We start from the raw sequence: 19027 nt of genomic DNA on the forward strand, positions 1-19027 counted from the left end.
CGGACGGCCTACTTCACCGCCCCCGCCATCACACCGTTGACGAACTGCCGCTGGAACGCGAAGAACACCGCCAGCGGGATCACCATCGAGATGAACGCCCCGGGCGCCAGCACATCGATGTTGTTGCCGAACTGCCTGACCTGCTGCTGGAGTGCGACCGTGATCGGCGGGTGCTTGGAGTCCGCGAAGATCAGCGCGACCAGCATGTCGTTCCACACCCACAGGAACTGGAAGATCCCCAGTGAGGCGATGGCCGGCCCGCCGAGCGGCATCACCACCCGCGTGAACAACCGGATCTCCCCGGCCCCGTCCAGCCGCGCCGCCTCCAGGAGCTCCCGCGGGATCTCCGCGAAGAAGTTGCGCAGCAGGAAGATCGCGAACGGCAGCCCGAACGCCACATGGAAGAGGACCACCCCCGCCGTGGTCTCGAAGAGCCCGATCTCGCCGAAGAGTTTCGAGACCGGGATCAGGGCCACCTGGACCGGCACGACCAGCAGGCCCACCACGATCAGGAACCACCAGTCGCGGCCGGGGAAGTCCATCCAGGCGAAGGCGTACGCGGCCAGCGAGCCGATGACCACCACCAGCACGGTCGCCGGGACGGTGATCATGACCGTGCTGAGCAGCGAGTCGGTGATGACCTTGTTGTCGAGGATCTTGGCGTAGTTGTCGAAGGTCACCTGCGAGGGCGCGGTGAAGACCTTCCACCAGCCGGACGCCGCGATGTCGGACGGTCCGCGCAGCGAGGAGAGCAGCAGGCCGATCGTCGGCATCAGCCAGAACAGGCCGACCAGGACGAGGAAGACCCGCATCGCCGTGCCGCCCGCACGGGCCACGATCCGGGAGGCCAGCGGCTCCTTCCGCCGCGTCGCCGAGGCGACGGGCAGCCGCTCGTCGGGTGCCCGTGGCGCGGGCACCTGGGCTTCGGTGGTCATCGGCGCCCCTCCTTCCGCATCCTGCGGATGTTGACGAGCATGATCGGGACGACCAGGAGCAGCAGCAGTACGGCGATGGCGCTGCCGGTGCCCAGATCCGCGTCGGTACCGAACGACGAGCGGTAGAGCTGGAGCGCCAGGACGTTCGCGTCGTCCTGCGAGGAGCCGGGCGCCACGATGAAGACCAGGTCGAAGATCTTCAGGACGTTGATCATCAGCGTGACCAGCACCACCGCGAGGACCGGGGCGAGCAGCGGGATGGTGATCCGGCGGAACACCTGCCACTCACCGGCCCCGTCCACCCGGGCCTGTTCGAGGAGTTCACGCGGCAGCCCGGCCAGGCCCGCCGCGATCAGGACCATGGCGAACCCGGCCCACATCCACACGTAACTGCCGATGATCGACGGGGTGACGAGGGTCGGCCCGAGCCAGTTGACGCCGTTGTACGGCTCGCGGAAGTTCGAGTCGGGCAGCCGCAGCAGCGCCCCGTCGGCCGCCGCAGGCAGCGTGAACGTACCGTCGGGCGCCGCCTTGGCGCGTGCCACGACCTTGCCGCCCTTGACCGCCTCGACCGTGACGCCCTTGAGGCCCAGCTCCTTGGGGTCGATGACGTTCGGCCTGCCGCCACCGCCCAGGGTGAAGTCCAGCCAGGCCGTGCCGGTCACCGAACCGGCCGCGGCCTTCGGGGCTTTGGCGGGCTTCGCCGACGACGGCATCTTCGTGGGCAGTACGCCGACGAGCGGCAGCCGGACCGGGGTGCCCGCATGCACCGGCTGCTTGGTCAGGAACGCGCCACCGCCGCCCGACTTCAGCGGGGCCACCGGCAGCGGATGCGCCCCCGGGTACCCGGCCGACTCGGCGAAGGTGTCGTGCACGCCCACCCAGACGGCGTTGGCCACCCCGCGCCCCGGGTCCTGCTCGTACACCAGCCGGAAGATGATGCCGGCGGCGAGCATCGAGATGGCCATCGGCATGAAGACGACCAGCTTGAACGCCGTTCCCCAGCGCACCCGTTCGGTGAGTACGGCGAAGATCAGGCCGAGCACGGTGGCGACGGTCGGGGCGACCACGACCCAGATCGCGGTGTTCTTGATCGCAGTGCGGATCGCGTCGTCGGTGAAGAGGGTCTTGTAGTTGTCGATGCCGATGAAACTGGAGCCCGCCTGGTCGAAGAACGACCGGTAGACCGAGTACCCGATCGGGTAGACCACGAGCGCACCGAGCAGCACCAGCGCGGGCAGCAGAAAGGCGGCCGCCAGGACTTTACGTGTGCCTGTCACGCTCTTGCGCGGCTTTCCGGCGGGGGACGCCCCGTTGAGGACGCCCCCCGCGACAGCGGAAGTCATCGCCGCGTCAGTTCTTGTACGCCTTGGCCGCGTCGGACTCCAGCTTCTGCTGGGTCCCCGCGATGTCCTTCGGGTTCTTCAGGAAGTCCTGGAGGTCCTTCCACTCGCCCTTGCCCGGCGTGCCGCCGAAGGACTGCGGTGCCTGGTCCGACATGTCGAAGCGGATGTCGTCGCCCGCCGCGACCAGCGCCTTGGCGATGGTGCGCTGCACGTCATTGGGGTAGGCCGACAGATCGAGGCCCTTGTTGGGCGAGACGAAACCGCCCGACCCCGCGGCGATCCTCGCCGCGTCCGTGGATGCCAGCCAGGTCAGCAGCGCCTGCGCGCCCTTGGAGTCCTTGAGGATCACCGCGGCGTCCCCGCCGGTCACCACCGGGGCCTTGGCACCCACCGCGGGGAACGGGAAGACCTTGGCGTCGGTGCCCACCTTCGCCTTGGTCTGCGCGATGTTCGTCTGCGCGAAGTCGCCCTCGAAGACCATCGCACCCTTGGGCTGGTCACCGCCGGTGAAGGTCTGCGTGACCGACGCCGGGAACTCGGTCTGGAGCGCACCGTCCGCGCCGCCCGAGATGAGCGACGGCTTGCCGAAGAGCTGCGCGAGCGTGGTCAGCGCGGCCTTGACCGACGGATCCGTCCACTTGATCTTGTGCTGGGCCAGCTCGTCGTACTTGTCCGGGCCCGCCTGGGAGAGATAGACGTTCTCGAACCAGTCGGTCAGCGTCCAGCCGTCCGCGCCGCCGACCGAGACCGGGGTGACACCCGACGCCGAGACGGTCTCCGCGGTCTTGAGGAAGGCGGGCCAGGTCTTGGGCTCGCTCGCCCCCGCGTTCTGCAGCGCCTTGGCGTTGTACCAGACCAGGGACTTGTTGGCGGCCTTGAAGTACACGCCGTACTGCTTGCCGCCGACCGTGCCGAGGTCCTTCCAGACCTGCGAGTAGTTCTTGTCCAGCTGCGCCTGCGCGGCCGGGCCGACCGGCTTGGCCCACTTCTTGGCCACGGCCTGGGTGATCGCGCCGACCTGCGGCATCATCGCCACATCCGGCGGGGCGCCACCGGCGATCTTCGTACCGAGGAAGTTGACGATCGGGTCCTGCGCGGGCACGAAGGTGACCGACGCTCCGGTCCGCTTCTCGAACTCCTTCAGCACCTTGATGAAGTTCGCCTGCTCGGGGCCGGTCCAGACGGCCGCCACTTCGAGCTTCGTACCGCTCAGCCGGGGCAGCTCGACCCCGGAGGCACTGCTCTTCCCCGTGGGCTTGTCGCCGCCGCTGTCCTTCTTGCCGTCACTGCCGCATCCCGCGGCCAGCACGAGCGAGCCCGCGGCCAGCACCGCCAGCACGGCCCTGCGCGAACGCAGTGCGGCCCGGTGTGAACGCAGAACGGCTCGGTGTGAATGCAGAACGGCTCTGCGTGACCGTAGACGTGACCGTAGAGCTGTGCCTGTTGTGCGCATTTGCCCCGACCTCTCCCATGCGCGTGCGGCCGGCGCGCCCATGACATCGGCGACGCCGTTGTCCCGTGAGCACAGTCCTACGCCGAGTCACTCCGGCGCCGCAATACCGGGCCTTGGTCCAACTATCCGATTGTGATGGGCCTGTGACGTTACGTCAGGCGGTGAGGGAGGGTATGGACATCGCGTCGACGGACCTGGCGGCCCGTTCCAGTGCGCTGGCCAGCAGCGCCAAGTCCGTTGGCCCATTGCCCAGTTCGCGGACGGGACGGCGGGCGGGCGGGTCGCCCATCCGCTCCCACTCCAGGGGTATGACGGTGGGGCGCAGCGTCGCCGTACGCGGAATGCGGCCGGTCACCCTGCCGCCCTGGAACGGCGTCACCCCGCGGTCGGGCCGGCCCAGCCTGCCCCGGCCCGGCGCCGGACTGTCCGGCCCTGGCGAGGCCGGCGGGGCGTCGAGCACCACGCGCAGTCTGCTGATGCGGGCCAGCTCGGTGTCGGCCGTACGGTCCGGCCGGGCCGACGCGGCGATCAGATGGACGCCGAGCCGCTCGCCGTCCCTGGCCACCGCCTCCAGCGCCCGGACGACCGAGCCGGCGGTGGGGCGCCCCGGGCTGCCGAGCGCCGGTGCGACCAGGGCGTCGAAGTCGTCGACGATCACCACCAGCCGGGGGAGCGGTGTGGGTCCCGGCATCGGGTCCGTACGCGCACCTGCCGGGCGCAGCCGCAGGGTGCCGCTGGTCGGCGACTCGATGTCGCCGCTCTGCTCGGCCGTCCCCGGCTGCCGCCGGCCGACCAGCCGCTCCGCCACCTCACGGGTCCGGTGCCAGTCGGCGAAGGTCCCCGCCGCGCCCAGCAGCTCGGCCCGGCGCTTCAGCTCGCCGCCGAGCGCCTGCGCGAACTCCCGCATCCGGACCGGGTCGGACGCCACCAGATAGGTCGAGGTGTGCGGCAGCTCCGTACAGGCGCGCAGGCCCTCGCCCCGCTCACCGCCCGCCCCGTCGACCAGGATCAGCCCCAGCCTGTCCGGCCGGGCGGCTGCCGCCAGCGAGGCCGCTGTGGCGCGCAGCAGCTCCGTACGGCCGCTGCCCGCCGGGCCCTCGATCAGCAGATGCGGGCCCTCGGTGGCCAGATCCACGGTGACCGGGCCGCGCGGCCCGGCGCCGAGCACGGCGGTCGTCTCGGCGGCCGCCGCCCAACGGGCCATCAGGGACGCCGGGGTGGCGCGGGCCAGCCCCAGCTCGTCGAGGAGCCGGGAGGACGCGGGCAGTGCCGCGGCCTGTCTGGCCGGGGTGCCGGCCACCGACGCGTCGGCCCGCAGCGGCGCGAGCGCTCGGCCGAACCGCTCGGCCCAGGCCGCCGACACCGCGTCGACCACGGCGAACGTGCCGCGGCTCGCGGACTGTCCGCCCGCCGGATGGATCCCGCGCGCGGTGCGCAGCAGCCGCAGCGCGGTGGCCACGTCACCGCTCAGGAGTGCGGCGGCGCCGCACTCACGGAAGGCGAGCGAAGCGGCGCAGGCCGCCTCATAGGTCGTTTCGAGCGGGGATGCGGGCGAGGCCGGCGCGGTCTCGGCGAGACAGAGGACATGGACCCCGCAGACGGCGCCGGCCGATGCCAGCCGTGCGGTGGTCTCGCGCAGGGCGGCCGAACCGGGGTCGCCGTCCACGATGAGCAGGGTGCGGGGGCCGTCGTACCGCTCGGCCGCCGCCGAGACCGCCCCGGGGTCGGCCGAGGCCCAGCCGGTGCCGAGCGGGCTGTCGTCGAGCCTGCGCACCAGCTCGCCGGTACGGGCGGCTGCCTGGTCCCTGTCGTACGCCAGCAGGAGCCGGCAGTCCTGGCCGTGCGCGGGCCGCACATGGGGCAGCCAGCCGAGCCAGCCCCAGTCGGATCTGCGCGCCTCCAGCGGGCGCGCCCGGTCCGTGGAGACCAGCACGATCTCCAGATCGGTCGGCGGGTGCAGCGCGGCGAGCTGGGCGACGGCCGAACGGGCCAGACCGGCCAGCCGCGCACGGGGACCGGCGAGGCCGAGCGAACCGGCCTCGCGGAGCGAGACCGTCACCGGCACGGCGGGCACCACCCCGACCCCGCCGGGGCCGGTCCTGTCGGCGGTGCCCAGCCGGATGACGAGCGCCTCACGGTGGCCTGGGGTGCGCTCCCAGAGCCGGGGGCCCGGCCCCAGCGCGGTGAGCAGCAGGGCGGCCGGATCGGGCCAGGTGTCGGCGCCGGGGACCGCCGCCACGTCCTGGGGCGCGTCCGCGCCGGACGGCTCGGCGGGCTGCGCGGCCGGTCTGTCGCGTACGGCGTCGGGCCGGCCGCCGGCGAGCCGCCGCGCCCAGGCGCCTATGCCGCCGCGCCTGCGCGCGCTGTCGTCCGTGCCGGAAGGGTCTTCGAAGCCCTGGCCGCTGGGGCCGCCGCTGCTCCGGGTGGTGGTGGCATCCGCGCCGTCGGCACCGTAGGAGCCCGTCCCCCGGGTGTGGCCGCTGTCGAAGGCGTCCGGTGTCCGTTCATGCGGCTCCGCGCCCCGGTCGGAGCGCAGGCGGGTGCCGCGCGGTGGTGTGCCCTGGCGGCCCCTGGAGGCGAATCCGGGGTCCTGCGCGTAGGCAGCGGCGGCCTCGTCGTGCAAGTTGCTGTACGGGTCGTGCGGCCGCTGGGCGCCGACCGCGCTGACCCGCCGCGAGCCCGGTCCGCCGCCCTGCTCGGGTATCCGGGCGTCGGCGGGTGCGGCGGTGCCCGGCCGCGCGCCGGGGCTGTGGGCGGGGCCAGTGCTGTGGGTGGGGCCGGCGCCGCTGGGAGTGGGGCCGGAGCCGGGTCCTGCTGTGCGGGCGCCGGTGGGGCCGGTCGCTTGGGCGGGCACGGATACGTACGGGGCGGCTCCCGTACCGCGGCCCGTCGTCCCATGGCCGGTTTCCGCTCCTGCTCCGTGAGCCGCCGCAGCTGCGCCGTGGCCCCCTGACGTACCAACGGCCGGGCCGCCGCGGGCAGGGCCGGTGCCGATTCCGGTGCCGGGGGCGGCCTCCCGGGCCGCGCCGTCACGGGCCACCCGCAGATGGCCCTCGCCGTCCGGGACGGCCGCGATCCCGCCTGCCCCGCCGCTCTGCGCTCCACTGCCCGGTCGGCCGGCGCTCAGCGATCCGCCGCCCAGTGATCCGTCCGCCGCCGTGGTGATCCGCAGTGCCGACTCACCGACCCGGAGCAGGGACCCGGGGGTCATACGCACCGGGGTGTCGCCGACGCCCGCGCCGTCCAGCGTCGTGCCGTTCGTCGAGCCGAGGTCGGTGACCGTCACCCGGCCGTCCTGCTCCACCGTCACCGTGCAGTGCATCCGTGAGACGTCCGGGTCGTCCAGCGGGACGTCCGCGTCGGCGGAGCGGCCGATGCGGATCTGCCCGCCGTGCAGCAGATGGACACCGCCCGCGTCCGGCCCGGCGACCACATGGAGCTGCGTGGCCGATCCGTCGCCCCGGTCGTCCTCGTCGGCCGGCACCTGGAGCGAGAGCACCGCTCCGTCCACCAGCGGGGGCTCGCCCAGTGCGGCGCGCTGCAGGTCGAGGCGGTGGCCGCCCGCGTACAGCACGACGCTCCCCGACCCCGGGCCATCCGGGCCCGCGGCCGCCGTGGCGAGCCCCGAGGCGACCGTGGCCAGCGCGGCCCCGGCGGGGGCGGTGACGAGCACGTCGCAGGAGCGCGTCTCGGACGCGGAACGGCCGCTGCGCGGCGCGAGGACGGTCAGCCGGATCTGCATAGCCGTCAGCGGTCCCTTCTGCGGAGGGTGCCTGGCAGGAGCCGCCCTGTGATCTCCCCCACCCGGCAGGTCGGCACGGATCCAGGGACTCCCGACCCCACAACGCCGTGCTGGAGGCATCCTCGCATCTGCCACTGACAACACGCCCGGCGGTCACCGCTAAGTGATCTTGAATGGTCGGCTCTGGACGTAAAAGTGCCTGGTTGGGATCGCACCTGACCTGCCAGGAGGTGTCAGGGGGCGTACGGGGGCAACCGACGGAGCGGTCTTCGCGTCTTCCCTTCGAATATGTCGGGAAGATGGCCGGAATACGGCTGGAACCCGGCTGGAATCCGGTCGGAACCGGCTCCGGAACCTGATCCGGGCCACCGGCCGTCACACCGGCCGCACACAGCGGAAGCAGCTCCGGAAGATCGTCGGCCAGTGCCCCCGCGGGCGGCACTAGAGTGGGGCGGACATCCGGGCGGGGGGCCGGTGGACCAGGCAAGGGACGACGATCACAGGGAGCGCATGACGTGCGGCCCGTAGGCAGCAAGTACCTGCTCGAGGAGCCGCTGGGACGCGGCGCCACGGGCACCGTCTGGCGTGCCAGCCAGCGGGAGACCGCGGGCGCCGAGGCGGCCGTCGCGGGTCAGCCCGGCGAGACCGTGGCGATCAAGGTCCTCAAGGAGGAGCTGGCCGAGGACCCGGACGTGGTGATGCGGTTCCTGCGGGAGCGCTCCGTCCTGCTGCGGCTGACCCACCCCAACATCGTGCGGACCAGGGACCTCGTCGTCGAGGGCGATCTCCTCGCGCTCGTCATGGACCTGATCGACGGCCCTGACCTGCACCGCTACCTCCGGGAGAACGGCCCGTTCAGCCCGGTCGCCGCCGCGCTGCTCACCGCCCAGATCGCCGACGCGCTCGCCGCCAGCCATGCCGACGGCGTCGTCCACCGCGACCTGAAGCCCGCGAACGTCCTGGTCAAGCAGGACGCCGACGGTCAGATGCACCCGATGCTGACCGACTTCGGCATCGCCCGCCTCGCGGACTCGCCCGGCCTGACCCGTACCCACGAGTTCGTCGGCACGCCCGCCTATGTCGCACCGGAGTCGGCCGAGGGCCGCCCGCAGACCTCGGCGGTCGACATCTACGGCGCGGGCATCCTGCTGTACGAACTGGTCACCGGGCGGCCCCCGTTCGCGGGCGGCACGGCCCTGGAAGTCCTCCAGCGGCACCTCAACGAGGACCCGCGCAGGCCCACCACCGTCCCCGAGGCGCTGTGGACGGTCATAGAGCGCTGCCTCAGCAAGGACCCGGACCGCCGGCCCAGCGCCGAGAACCTGGCCCGCGGGCTGCGTACGGCCGCCGACGGGATCGGCGTCCACGCCACCCCCGCGCAGGTCGCCGCCGCGCTCGGGGTGGGCGCGCTGCTCGCACCTGACCCCGCGCCCGCCGAGGTGCCCGCGACGCCCGGCGCCGCCGACCCCACCCAGGTCCTGCCGAACAACGCCGGGGCGTACGACCCCAGCGACCCCAACGCGCGCACCAGCGTGCTGCCCAGCACCGGCGCACCGGGCCCCGGCGGGCGTCCCGGACCCGGCGCCGCCGACCCGACCGCCGTACTGCCGCCGGTGCCCGGCCGGGCACCGGACCAGCCCGAGCAGCCGCACCCCTGGCAGGGCCAGCTCAGCGCGGCCCGCGACCGCAACGAGCAGACCCAGGTGCAGTATCTGGCGCCGGAGCAGGACCCGCTCCGCCACCGGCCGCAGCGGCCCCAGCAGCCGCCCCAGCGCCGGCCGCAGCAGTACCCGCCCCAGCAACAGCAGTACGCGCCCCAGCAGCAGCCTCAGCAGTACGCACCGCAGCGGCAGCCCCAGCAGCGCCCGCAGCAGCAGTACGCGCCCCCGCAGCAGCCGCAGGCGCCCGCACCGCGCGAGCCCCGGCCGCCGCGGCAGCGCAGCGCCAACCCGATGAAGATCCCCGGCCTCGGCTGCCTCAAGGGCTGCCTCGTCATGGTCGTGATCCTCTTCGTCGGCTCCTGGCTGATCTGGGAACTGACCCCGCTGCAGGAGTGGATCGGCACGTCGAAGAGCTTCATCTCGGAGATCTCCTCCGGCTTCGACTCGGTCCGGGACTTCGTGCAGGGCCTGGGCGGATCCGGCGGAAACTGACGGCGCCCACCGCGCGCGGGGTGACGGCGCCCACGGCGCGCGGGTGACGGCGCCCACCGCGTGCGGGGCCGCCGGGCCGCACCGGCCGTCCCGCGCGGCCGGTCTGTATACATGTCGACTTCTGCGAAATGAATTACCCCCGCAGAAGTGAGGGTTCGTGCCATCCGGGGCACTCAACACCCCGACGCCCGCGTATTTTGGGAGCCGGGGACCGCCCGGAACCTTGCGCCTGCCCAGGGCGCAGCCCCCGGGCCCGGCACAGCGCCAGCCGCTGAGGGAGCAGTCTTGGCACGGAAGATCGGCAGCCGGTACACCGCGCACCAGATCCTGGGGCGCGGGAGCGCCGGCACGGTGTGGCTGGGCGAGGGGCCGTCGGGTCCCGTCGCCGTCAAGCTGCTGCGCGAGGACCTCGCCGCCGACCAGGAGCTCGTCGGCCGCTTCGTGCAGGAGCGCACCGCGCTGCTCGGCCTCGACCACCCGCACGTCGTCTCCGTACGCGACCTCGTCGTGGACGGCAACGACCTCGCCCTCGTGATGGACCTGGTCCGCGGCACCGATCTGCGCACCAGGCTCGACCGCGAGCGCCGCCTCAGCCCGGAGGCCGCCGTGGCCATCGTCGCGGACATCGCCGACGGTCTCGCCGCCGCGCACTCCGCGGGTGTGGTGCACCGCGACGTCAAGCCGGAGAACATCCTCCTGGACATGCAGGGCCCGCTCGGCCCCGGCGGCTCGCACCCGGCGCTGCTCACCGACTTCGGCGTCGCCAAGCTCATCGACGCCCCGCGCCGCGCCCTGCCCGCGAGCCCGGCGGGACCGGGCCGCCCGCAGGCGTCGAAGATCATCGGCACCCCCGACTACCTCGCGCCCGAGATCATCGAGGGTCTGCCGCCGCGCGCGTCCGTCGACATCTACGCCCTGGCGACCGTCCTGTACGAACTGCTCGCCGGCTTCACGCCCTTCGGCGGCGGTCACCCCGGCGCGGTCCTGCGCCGCCATGTCACCGAGACCGTCGTACCGCTGCCGGGCATCCCCGACGACCTCTGGCAGCTGCTGGTCCAGTGCCTCGCCAAGGCCCCCGCGTCCCGGCTGCGCGCGTCGGAGCTGGGCGAGCGGCTGCGCGAGCAGCTCCCGCACCTGGCCGGCATCCCCCCGCTCGACGTGGACGAGCCCGACGAATCGGAGCCGGGGGAGCAGACGTACGAGGAGACGCCGTACGAACCGGCGACGCCCACCGAGACCCGCCGCCGCGGCGCGGTCCCGCTCGTGCCCGGCTCGTCCGCCGACTCCAACCGCGACACCCACACGAGCATGCGCGTCCCGGGCCCCGACGAGCTGGCGGGCGGCCCGCTGGGCACGGCTCGCGCGCCCCGCTCGCCGAGCAGGCCGGGCTCGGCACGGCACCGCTCGACGGCCGAGGCGGTGCGCAGACGCCGTATCAAGCTGGGCGCGGCCGCGCTGGTCGTCGCCGCGGCGGTGGGCGTGGGCGGCTGGCTGGCCACGTCGTCGGGCGACGACGGCGGACCGGCGCCGCAGGACAGCCACCGGTCGGCGCCGTCAGGACCGTGAGGGGCGCCGGCCCCGATCACCGGGGCCGGGGACCGTCCCCGCTGCAAGCCGTTACGCTGGTGACGTGGCAGTCGTCGATGTATCCGAAGAGCTGAAGTCCCTCTCCTCGACCATGGGGTCGATCGAGGCCGTCCTGGACCTCGACAAGCTGAGGGCCGATATCGCCGTGCTTGAGGAGCAGGCCGCGGCGCCGTCCCTGTGGGACGACCCGGAAGAGGCCCAGAAGATCACCAGCAAGCTTTCGCACCTGCAGGCCGAGGTCCGCAAGACCGCGACGCTGCGCGGGCGGATCGACGACCTGGGTGTGCTCTTCGAGCTGGCCGAGGCCGAGGACGACGCCGACACCCTGGCCGAGGCGGAGTCGGAGCTGCTCGCCGTGCGCAAGGCGCTCGACGAGATGGAGGTCCGCACCCTGCTCTCCGGCGAGTACGACGCGCGTGAGGCACTGGTCAACATCCGTGCGGAGGCCGGCGGCGTCGACGCCGCGGACTTCGCCGAACAGCTCCAGCGCATGTACCTCCGCTGGTCCGAGCGGCACGGCTACGGCACCGAGGTCTACGAGACGTCGTACGCGGAGGAGGCCGGCATCAAGTCGACCACCTTCGTGGTGAAGGCGCCGTATGCGTACGGCACGCTCTCGGTCGAGCAGGGCACCCACCGGCTGGTCCGTATCTCGCCCTTCGACAACCAGGGGCGCCGCCAGACGTCCTTCGCGGGCGTCGAGGTGCTCCCGGTGGTGGAGAAGACCGACCACATCGAGATCGACGAGACCGAGCTGCGCGTGGACGTCTACCGCGCCTCGGGCCCCGGCGGCCAGGGCGTCAACACCACGGATTCGGCGGTCCGGCTGACGCACATCCCCACCGGCATCGTCGTCTCCTGCCAGAACGAGCGCTCGCAGATCCAGAACAAGGCCAGCGCGATGAACGTCCTGCAGGCGAAGCTCCTCGAGCGCCGCCGCCAGGAGGAGCAGGCGCTGATGGACTCGCTCAAGGGCGACGGCGGCAACTCCTGGGGAAACCAGATGCGTTCGTACGTCCTGCACCCGTACCAGATGGTCAAGGACCTGCGTACGGAGTACGAGGTCGGCAACCCGCAGGCGGTGCTCGACGGTGAGATCGACGGCTTCCTGGAGGCCGGAATTCGCTGGCGCAAGCAGCAGGAGAAGTAGACCGCGTCTCCCGCACCGTCGAACCAGCGCTTTATCGACATAGTCAGTAGGGGAACTGCCGTCCTGGAGACGGGAGTTCCCCTACTGCGTCACAGTCGTATTCCCGTACGCCGGGCAAGTCATTGCATTTCAGGCATCGCGCCCGCAACGGCCTTGACGCGTTCCTTAAAACTGGGAAAAGTGACACTCGGCATGCGTAATTCTGGGGCGCGTGTGATCGGGGGGACGGACCACACGATCCCTACGGCCTGCCTGCCCCGTGCGCTGCACCATTGACAATGAGCTACTGGGGGTAGCAGCCAGATGACCAAGAAGACGCGGATTCGCGTAGCGCGCATAGCTGCAGGCGCAGTGATCGCCGCAGGCGCTTCGCTGACCGCCGCGGGCGCGGCCCAGGCCGCGGGTATCGATGTCTCGCTTCCCGGTGCCGACATCTCCGTCCAGGCGGGCGACGACGACGGCGACAACGGCGGTGGCGGCGACTGCTCGCCGATCGACCCGACCTGCACCGACACAACGGGTGGCAACAGCACGGGTGGTGACACCACGGGCGGTGACACGACCGGTGGTGACACGACCGGTGGGAACACTGTCGGCGGTGACACCACGGGCGGTGACACGACCGGTGGTGACACGACCGGTGGGAACACTGTCGGCGGTGACACGACCGGTGGTGACACGACTGGTGGTGACACGACTGGTGGTGACACCACGGGCGGTGACACCACGGGCGGTGACACGACCGGTGGGAACACTGTCGGCGGTGACACGACCGGCGGTGACACGACCGGCGGGAACACCACGGGTGGCGACACCACGGGCGGTGACACGACCGGCGGTGACACCACGGGCGGTAACACCTCCGGGGGTGACACGACCGGCGGCGGTGACAACGGCGGTACGTCCGGCTCCACCAGCGGCGGCCACCACGGCGGCACCTCGGGTTCCACGAGCAACGGCAGCTCATCCACCGGTGGTTCGTCCACGACCGGTGGTTCGGCGACCGGTGGTTCCTCCAGCACCGTCACCCAGCCCGACAACCTCGGCTCGCAGCCGGTCGAGCAGGGCAAGCCCAAGCAGGAGCTCGCCGAGACCGGTGCGGGTGAGACCACGTTCCTGATCATCGGTGCCGCGACGATGATCGCCGGCGGCATCGGCTTCCGTATGCTGCCGCGTCTCGCCGGCCGCGGCGGAAACCTCGCCTGAGGGTTCAGCGCGTACGGGGAAGGGCCCCGGGTTCCGATCGGAACCCGGGGCCCTTCCCCATGCCGGACGGCTGTAGGGACGCGGTCAGGCGGTCGGACGGCAGACGGTCAGACGGTCTGGTGGGCGAGCAGAGCGAGCGCGGCGAGCACCACTATCAGCGCTCCGATCAGAACCAGCGGGCTCAGTCCGCCGAAGGGGCCCTCCTCCTGCTGGAGGCGCTCTCTGCTGGCCCGGCAGACCCGGCAGCGGCCCTCACTGACAGGGGACGCGCAATTGGCGCACACCAATCGGTCGTAGGTCATGCGCACTCCTCCCATGCGGCGGAGCCGTTCCACGCGCTGTCACTCCCGACAACGCCCGGCGAACCGCAACTGTTCCCCTTACCACTGTGCCAGCTCCCGCGCGTTTCGGCGCGCCCCGCCGGATTCCGCCCGGTCCGTACCCGGGGCCAACGCGGACATACCACGCATCGACGGATGCTGCATGCGGGCGCACTCCGGCTTCGCGTAATGTCACGCTCACCTATTCCCGGCCGACGTGGTGCACTCGTGATCCGATTCGACAACGTCTCCAAGACCTACCCCAAGCAGAACCGCCCCGCCCTGCGGGATGTCTCCCTTGAGATCGAGAAGGGGGAGTTCGTCTTCCTGGTGGGTTCCTCCGGTTCGGGCAAGTCGACTTTTCTGAGGCTCGTCCTGCGTGAGGAGCGCACCAGCCACGGCATGGTGCACGTCCTCGGCAAGGACCTCGCGCGCCTGTCGAACTGGAAGGTGCCGCAGATGCGCCGCCAGCTCGGCACGGTCTTCCAGGACTTCCGGCTGCTGCCGAACAAGACCGTCGCGGAGAACGTCGCGTTCGCGCAGGAGGTCATCGGCAAGCCGCGCGGTGAGATCCGCAAGGCCGTGCCCCAGGTGCTCGACCTGGTCGGCCTCGGCGGCAAGGAGGACCGGATGCCCGGTGAACTCTCCGGCGGTGAGCAGCAGCGCGTCGCCATCGCGCGGGCCTTCGTGAATCGCCCCATGCTGCTGATCGCGGACGAGCCGACCGGCAACCTCGACCCGCAGACCTCCGTCGGCATCATGAAACTGCTGGACCGGATCAACAGGACCGGGACCACTGTGGTGATGGCCACCCACGACCAGCAGATCGTCGACCAGATGCGCAAGCGCGTCATTGAACTTGAGAAGGGCCGTCTCGTGCGCGACCAGTCGCGTGGCGTCTACGGCTACCAGCACTGAAAGGACGCCATGCGCGCCCAGTTCGTCCTGTCGGAGATCGGCGTGGGTCTCCGCCGCAATCTCACGATGACCTTCGCGGTCATCGTCTCCGTCGCCCTGTCCCTCGCCCTGTTCGGTGGGTCGCTGCTCATGCGCGACCAGGTGAACACGATGAAGGGCTACTGGTACGACAAGGTCAACGTCTCGATCTTCCTCTGCTCCAAGGGTGATGTGGAATCCACCCCGAAGTGCGCCAAGGGTCCGGTGACCGAGGCGCAGAAGAAGTCGATCGAGACCGATCTCACCAAGATGACCGACCTTGTCCAGAAGGTCAGTTACGAGAGCACCGACGAGGCGTACAAGCACTATCAGCAGGAGTTCAAGGGCGCCCCGATGACGGGCTCCATCACACCGGACCAGCTCCAGTCGTCGTTCCGCGTCAAGCTCAAGGACCCCACCAAGTACAAGGTGATCGCCACCGCGTTCGCCGGCCGGGACGGTGTCATGACCGTCCAGGACCAGCGCGGCATCCTGGAGAACCTCTTCGCGCTCCTCAACGGCATGAATGTGGCGGCGCTCTGTGTGATGGCCCTGATGCTGGTGATCGCGCTGATGCTGATCGTGAACACCGTGCGGGTGTCGGCGTTCAGCCGCAGACGCGAGACCGGGATCATGCGCCTGGTGGGCGCGTCCAGCTTCTACATCCAGATGCCGTTCATCATGGAGGCCGCGTTCGCCGGTCTGCTGGGCGGACTTGTGGCCTGCGGGATGCTGCTCGTCGGCCGCTACTTCCTGATCGACCACGGCCTCTCCCTGCACGAGAAGCTGAACTTGATCGACTTCATCGGCTGGGACGCCGTGCTGTCGAAGCTGCCGCTGGTGCTGGCGATCGGGCTGTTGATGCCCGCGCTGGCCGCTCTCTTCGCGTTGCGCAAGTATCTGAAGGTGTGAGACACGCCCTGTGTGCCGTGGGGTGAACGCCCCGTACGGCGCACGGGCGTCGGTCTACAGTGGTCGCCATGTCAGGCCCGGAATTCGTCGCGCCGCCCCGCAGCCTTCGCCGCGGGGCGGCTCTGACTCTGGTCTTCGTGAGCGTCCTCGCCACGGCCGCCGCCACCAACTCCCTGCCGGGAGACGAGCGGACGCCCCGGCCGGCCCGTGTCCGCAGCGCCGCTCCCACCGTCGACGGCGCCGAACTCGCCAGGGCGGCATCGGACGCGGCCGCCGACGGCAAGTCGGGCACGAAGGCCGCCGAGGGTGTGGTCAGCCGCAGCGGTGACCGCTGGGCCGCCGTGTACGACCGGAGCGACTTCGAGCAGTTCGAGGACTCGCTCGACGGCGAGTACACCGGGGTCGGTCTGCTGGCCAGGCGCGGCCGCGACGGCCGGATCGAGGTGGCCGGGGTCCAGCCGGGCGGCCCGGCGGCGCGGGCCGGTCTGCGCGCCGGTGATCTGCTCCGTACGATCGACGGCCGCCAGGTCGGCACCAGGCCGGTCACCGATGTCCTCTCGCAGCTGCGCGGCGGCGACACCGCGTCCGTCCCCGGTACGCCGGTGGTCGTCGGGGTACGGCGCGGCGACGACACCGTCACGAGGACCCTGCGCAGAGCCAGGCTCACCACCCGGCCGGTCACCGTGGGGCGGCTGCCCGGCCGGGCGACGCTGATCAAGGTCACCGCCTTCACCAAGGGCTCGGGGGCCCGAGTGGTCAAGGCCGTCAGGGCCGCGCCCGCGGGCGGCGGCATCCTGCTCGATCTGCGGGGGAACAGCGGCGGCCTGGTCGCGGAGGCCACGACGGCGGCCTCCGCGTTACTGGACGGCGGTCTGGTCGCCACGTACGACGTGCACGGCGCACAGCGCGCCCTCTACGCGCGCCGGGGCGGCGACACCGACCGCCCGCTGGTCGTCCTGATCGACGGCGGCACGATGAGCGCGGCCGAGCTGCTCACGGGGGCGCTCCAGGACCGTGGCCGGGCGGTCACGGTCGGTTCCCGCACCTTCGGCAAAGGCTCGGTGCAGATGCCGAGCGCGCTGCCCGGGGGCGCGGTGGCGGAGCTCACCGTCGGCCACTACCGCACGCCTGCGGGCCGCAGCGTCGACGGGAAGGGCATCACACCGGACGTGACGGCGGGCGAGCGGGCCCAGTCGAGAGCCGAGACAGTATTGAGTGGCCTCGGGGGAGGGGCTTAGTGCGAAAATGGACGCACTATGGCTAAGGAAACCGGGCGGAAAATGATCGCCCAGCACAAAAAGGCACGGCACGACTACCTGATCCTCGACACGTACGAGTGCGGTCTCGTCCTGACCGGGACCGAGGTGAAGTCGCTGCGGATGGGCCGGGCGTCCCTGGTCGACGGCTTCGTCCAGATCGACAACCACGAGGCGTGGCTGCACAACGTGCACGTACCCGAGTACACCCAGGGCACCTGGACCAACCACAGCGCGCGCCGGAAGCGGAAGCTGCTGATGCACCGCATGGAGATCGACAAGCTGGAGTCGAAGGCACAGGAGTCGGGCCACACGATCGTGCCCCTGGCGCTGTACTTCAAGGACGGCCGGGCGAAGGTCGAGATCGCGCTGGCGAAGGGCAAGAAGGAGTACGACAAGCGGCAGACCCTGCGCGAGAAGCAGGACCGCCGCGAGACGGACCGGGCGATCTCGGCGGTCCGCAGGAAGCAGCGCGCCTGACGGGCCTGAGCGCCTGACGGGCCGAGCGCTTGACGGGCCTGACGGCTTGCCGGGGGCGCCGTGAGGTGGGGGACGGGGATACGGAGCGCCGCGGGGGAATACAGTGGCACCGCCGTACGTTGGTCACGTACGATGGCACTGCACCCCACGGGGCGCGGTACCACCTTGAAAAATCAACATGGGGATGATCGGTTTCGACAGCGGCTGTTGAAGCAGGTGAAGCGAGCCGAGGAAGCGGCAATGATCTCGTAAACCATATGTCGCAAAAAATAATCGCCAATTCTAAGCGCGATTCCCAGTCCTTCGCCCTCGCTGCCTAATAAGCAGTGACTGAAGGACCCTAAATGGGTGTCAGCCCGGGGAAGTTCCCGACCCGGATCCTGGCATAAGCTAGGGAACTAAACCACCGGTCCCGGTCACGGGGATCGGTGGGAAATCAAACAGTGACTGGGCCTGTCGGAGACTTGTTCGCGAGATCTCCGGGGCCGAGAAAATCGCAGCGAACTGCGCTCGGAGAAGCCCTGGTTCTGCACCGTTGGACGCGGGTTCGATTCCCGCCATCTCCACCACCCCATGTGTGGCTCATGCCCTGCCGGATCATTCCGGTGGGGCATGAGCCTTTTCTGCGGGCGGGAGGGGTTCCGTCGGCCTCATTCGCTGGGCGCGGTGGGGGCGCGAGTGTCCCCACCGCGGCCGTGACGGCGAACCTGCCTTTGTCCTGTCCGGTGGAGGACGGCGTCCAAGGTGCCTTCGGTACCGGCCTTCGCAACCTCCCCCTGCACGGCACCGCCCAGGACCAGATCTAGCCTGGGGATCATCCAGATGGCACTCGACCTCCTCGCCTCGATGCCTATGCTCGCTCTGACGGGGAATTCCCGCCGCTGGGAACCCAAACAGCTCCGCCTGTGACTGTTCCCCGCCGCCGTGTATTTCGCCACCAGCGGACTCCGTCGACTGCGCTTCACCACCCCTCCAGCCCTGGACTGACATCGGCACCTGAGCGGTCCACCGGTTCGAGCATTACCGAACCCTGACCGACCAGCCAATTCGACGTCCAACAACCTGAACGACCACACCGGAGAGCGGAAACTCGGAGTCCACCTGACGCGGCAGCCGAACCGTGCGACTCGAACACAGAGCCCAAGCAGCGAACTGACGAGGACTTATGAACGTTCGAGGCTAAGGTGCAGAGGAGGAGCATCCCAGCTGGGAGGGGAACGGCATGACCGATGCAAAGCCGAAAGTGGACAATCCATACCGGGCCCGACTGGTCTCTCTGAAGCGTGAGTTGCTTCTGGAGGTCGATGATCTCAAGAAGCTTCTGAAGAAGCCTGCAGGGGATGTCGGAGGCAAGCACGCGCCCTCCTGGGTCGGTAGGAACGCTCGGAAGTGGCATACAGACATCGAAGGTCACCGCACACATCTACAGAAGCTCGTCAGCGATCTCGTCCCCGCAGTTCAGGCCGAGATCGACCGGTCTCCCGAAAAGGTGAGCCCGGAGGAAGCCAAGATGATGCGAATGGATCTGCAGGACTACTGAGAATGTGCGGA

14 protein-coding genes and 1 other RNA gene are annotated in these 19027 nt (G+C 70.8%); 10 read left to right on the forward strand and 5 right to left on the reverse strand.

Annotation, left to right across the window (positions count from 1 at the left end):
• Positions 1-8: 8 nt before the first annotated feature.
• The 4 genes from OG510_RS23965 to OG510_RS23980 form a co-directional block, all read right to left on the reverse strand.
• On the reverse strand, positions 9-812 hold the full coding sequence (locus OG510_RS23965) for a carbohydrate ABC transporter permease (protein WP_406142516.1): 804 nt from the start codon (positions 810-812) through the stop codon (positions 9-11).
• Between the two features lie 119 nt (positions 813-931).
• Positions 932-2281, reverse strand: coding sequence for a carbohydrate ABC transporter permease (locus tag OG510_RS23970; RefSeq protein WP_406139451.1), 1350 nt, complete (start codon positions 2279-2281; stop codon positions 932-934).
• 7 nt (positions 2282-2288) lie between these two features.
• Positions 2289-3734 (reverse strand): ABC transporter substrate-binding protein, encoded by a 1446-nt coding sequence (locus tag OG510_RS23975; RefSeq protein WP_406139453.1) that lies wholly within the window; start codon positions 3732-3734, stop codon positions 2289-2291.
• A 154-nt stretch (positions 3735-3888) separates the two neighbouring features.
• Positions 3889-7476 (reverse strand): FHA domain-containing protein, encoded by a 3588-nt coding sequence (locus OG510_RS23980; protein ID WP_406139454.1) that lies wholly within the window; start codon positions 7474-7476, stop codon positions 3889-3891.
• 515 nt (positions 7477-7991) lie between these two features.
• Between OG510_RS23980 and OG510_RS23985 the strand changes: the two genes are divergently transcribed.
• From OG510_RS23985 to OG510_RS24000, 4 genes are all read left to right on the forward strand, one after another.
• A complete protein-coding gene (locus OG510_RS23985) occupies positions 7992-9629 on the forward strand; it encodes a serine/threonine-protein kinase (protein WP_406139456.1) in 1638 nt (545 codons plus the stop codon).
• A gap of 285 nt (positions 9630-9914) precedes the next feature.
• Complete coding sequence (locus OG510_RS23990) at positions 9915-11195, forward strand: serine/threonine-protein kinase (protein WP_406139458.1); 1281 nt, start codon at positions 9915-9917, stop codon at positions 11193-11195.
• Positions 11196-11259: 64 nt separating this feature from the next.
• Positions 11260-12366: a peptide chain release factor 2 gene (prfB, locus tag OG510_RS23995; protein WP_164266076.1), complete on the forward strand. Its 1107-nt coding sequence runs from the start codon at positions 11260-11262 to the stop codon at positions 12364-12366.
• A 303-nt stretch (positions 12367-12669) separates the two neighbouring features.
• Positions 12670-13572, forward strand: a complete 903-nt coding sequence (locus OG510_RS24000) for a hypothetical protein (RefSeq protein ID WP_406139460.1) — start codon at positions 12670-12672, stop codon at positions 13570-13572.
• A gap of 107 nt (positions 13573-13679) precedes the next feature.
• Here the strand turns inward: OG510_RS24000 and OG510_RS24005 are convergent, their stop codons facing one another.
• Positions 13680-13874, reverse strand: coding sequence for a hypothetical protein (locus tag OG510_RS24005; protein WP_164266074.1), 195 nt, complete (start codon positions 13872-13874; stop codon positions 13680-13682).
• Positions 13875-14120: 246 nt separating this feature from the next.
• On the opposite strand from OG510_RS24005, the gene ftsE reads away from it, so the two are divergent.
• The 6 genes from ftsE to OG510_RS24035 all read left to right on the forward strand — a co-directional run bounded on the left by ftsE (position 14121) and on the right by OG510_RS24035 (position 19016).
• Positions 14121-14810 carry a cell division ATP-binding protein FtsE gene (gene ftsE, locus OG510_RS24010; protein WP_164266073.1) on the forward strand — a complete coding sequence of 230 codons (690 nt, stop codon included), beginning with the start codon at positions 14121-14123 and terminating at the stop codon, positions 14808-14810.
• Between the two features lie 9 nt (positions 14811-14819).
• Positions 14820-15740, forward strand: a complete 921-nt coding sequence (gene ftsX, locus OG510_RS24015; RefSeq protein ID WP_406139462.1) for a permease-like cell division protein FtsX — start codon at positions 14820-14822, stop codon at positions 15738-15740.
• A 68-nt stretch (positions 15741-15808) separates the two neighbouring features.
• The gene (locus OG510_RS24020; RefSeq protein ID WP_406139464.1) at positions 15809-16978 is read left to right on the forward strand and encodes a S41 family peptidase; all 1170 of its coding nucleotides are present in this window, start codon (positions 15809-15811) and stop codon (positions 16976-16978) included.
• An 18-nt stretch (positions 16979-16996) separates the two neighbouring features.
• Entirely contained in the window at positions 16997-17476 is a 480-nt protein-coding gene (smpB, locus tag OG510_RS24025; RefSeq protein ID WP_164266070.1) for an SsrA-binding protein SmpB, read from the forward strand.
• A gap of 180 nt (positions 17477-17656) precedes the next feature.
• Positions 17657-18045, forward strand: a transfer-messenger RNA (tmRNA) gene (gene ssrA / locus OG510_RS24030).
• Between the two features lie 653 nt (positions 18046-18698).
• A complete protein-coding gene (locus OG510_RS24035) occupies positions 18699-19016 on the forward strand; it encodes a hypothetical protein (RefSeq protein WP_406139466.1) in 318 nt (105 codons plus the stop codon).
• The last annotated feature ends 11 nt before the right edge of the window (positions 19017-19027 follow it).

Source organism: Streptomyces sp. NBC_01089, assembly GCF_045162975.1.
Taxonomy (GTDB): Bacteria; Actinomycetota; Actinomycetes; order Streptomycetales; family Streptomycetaceae; genus Streptomyces.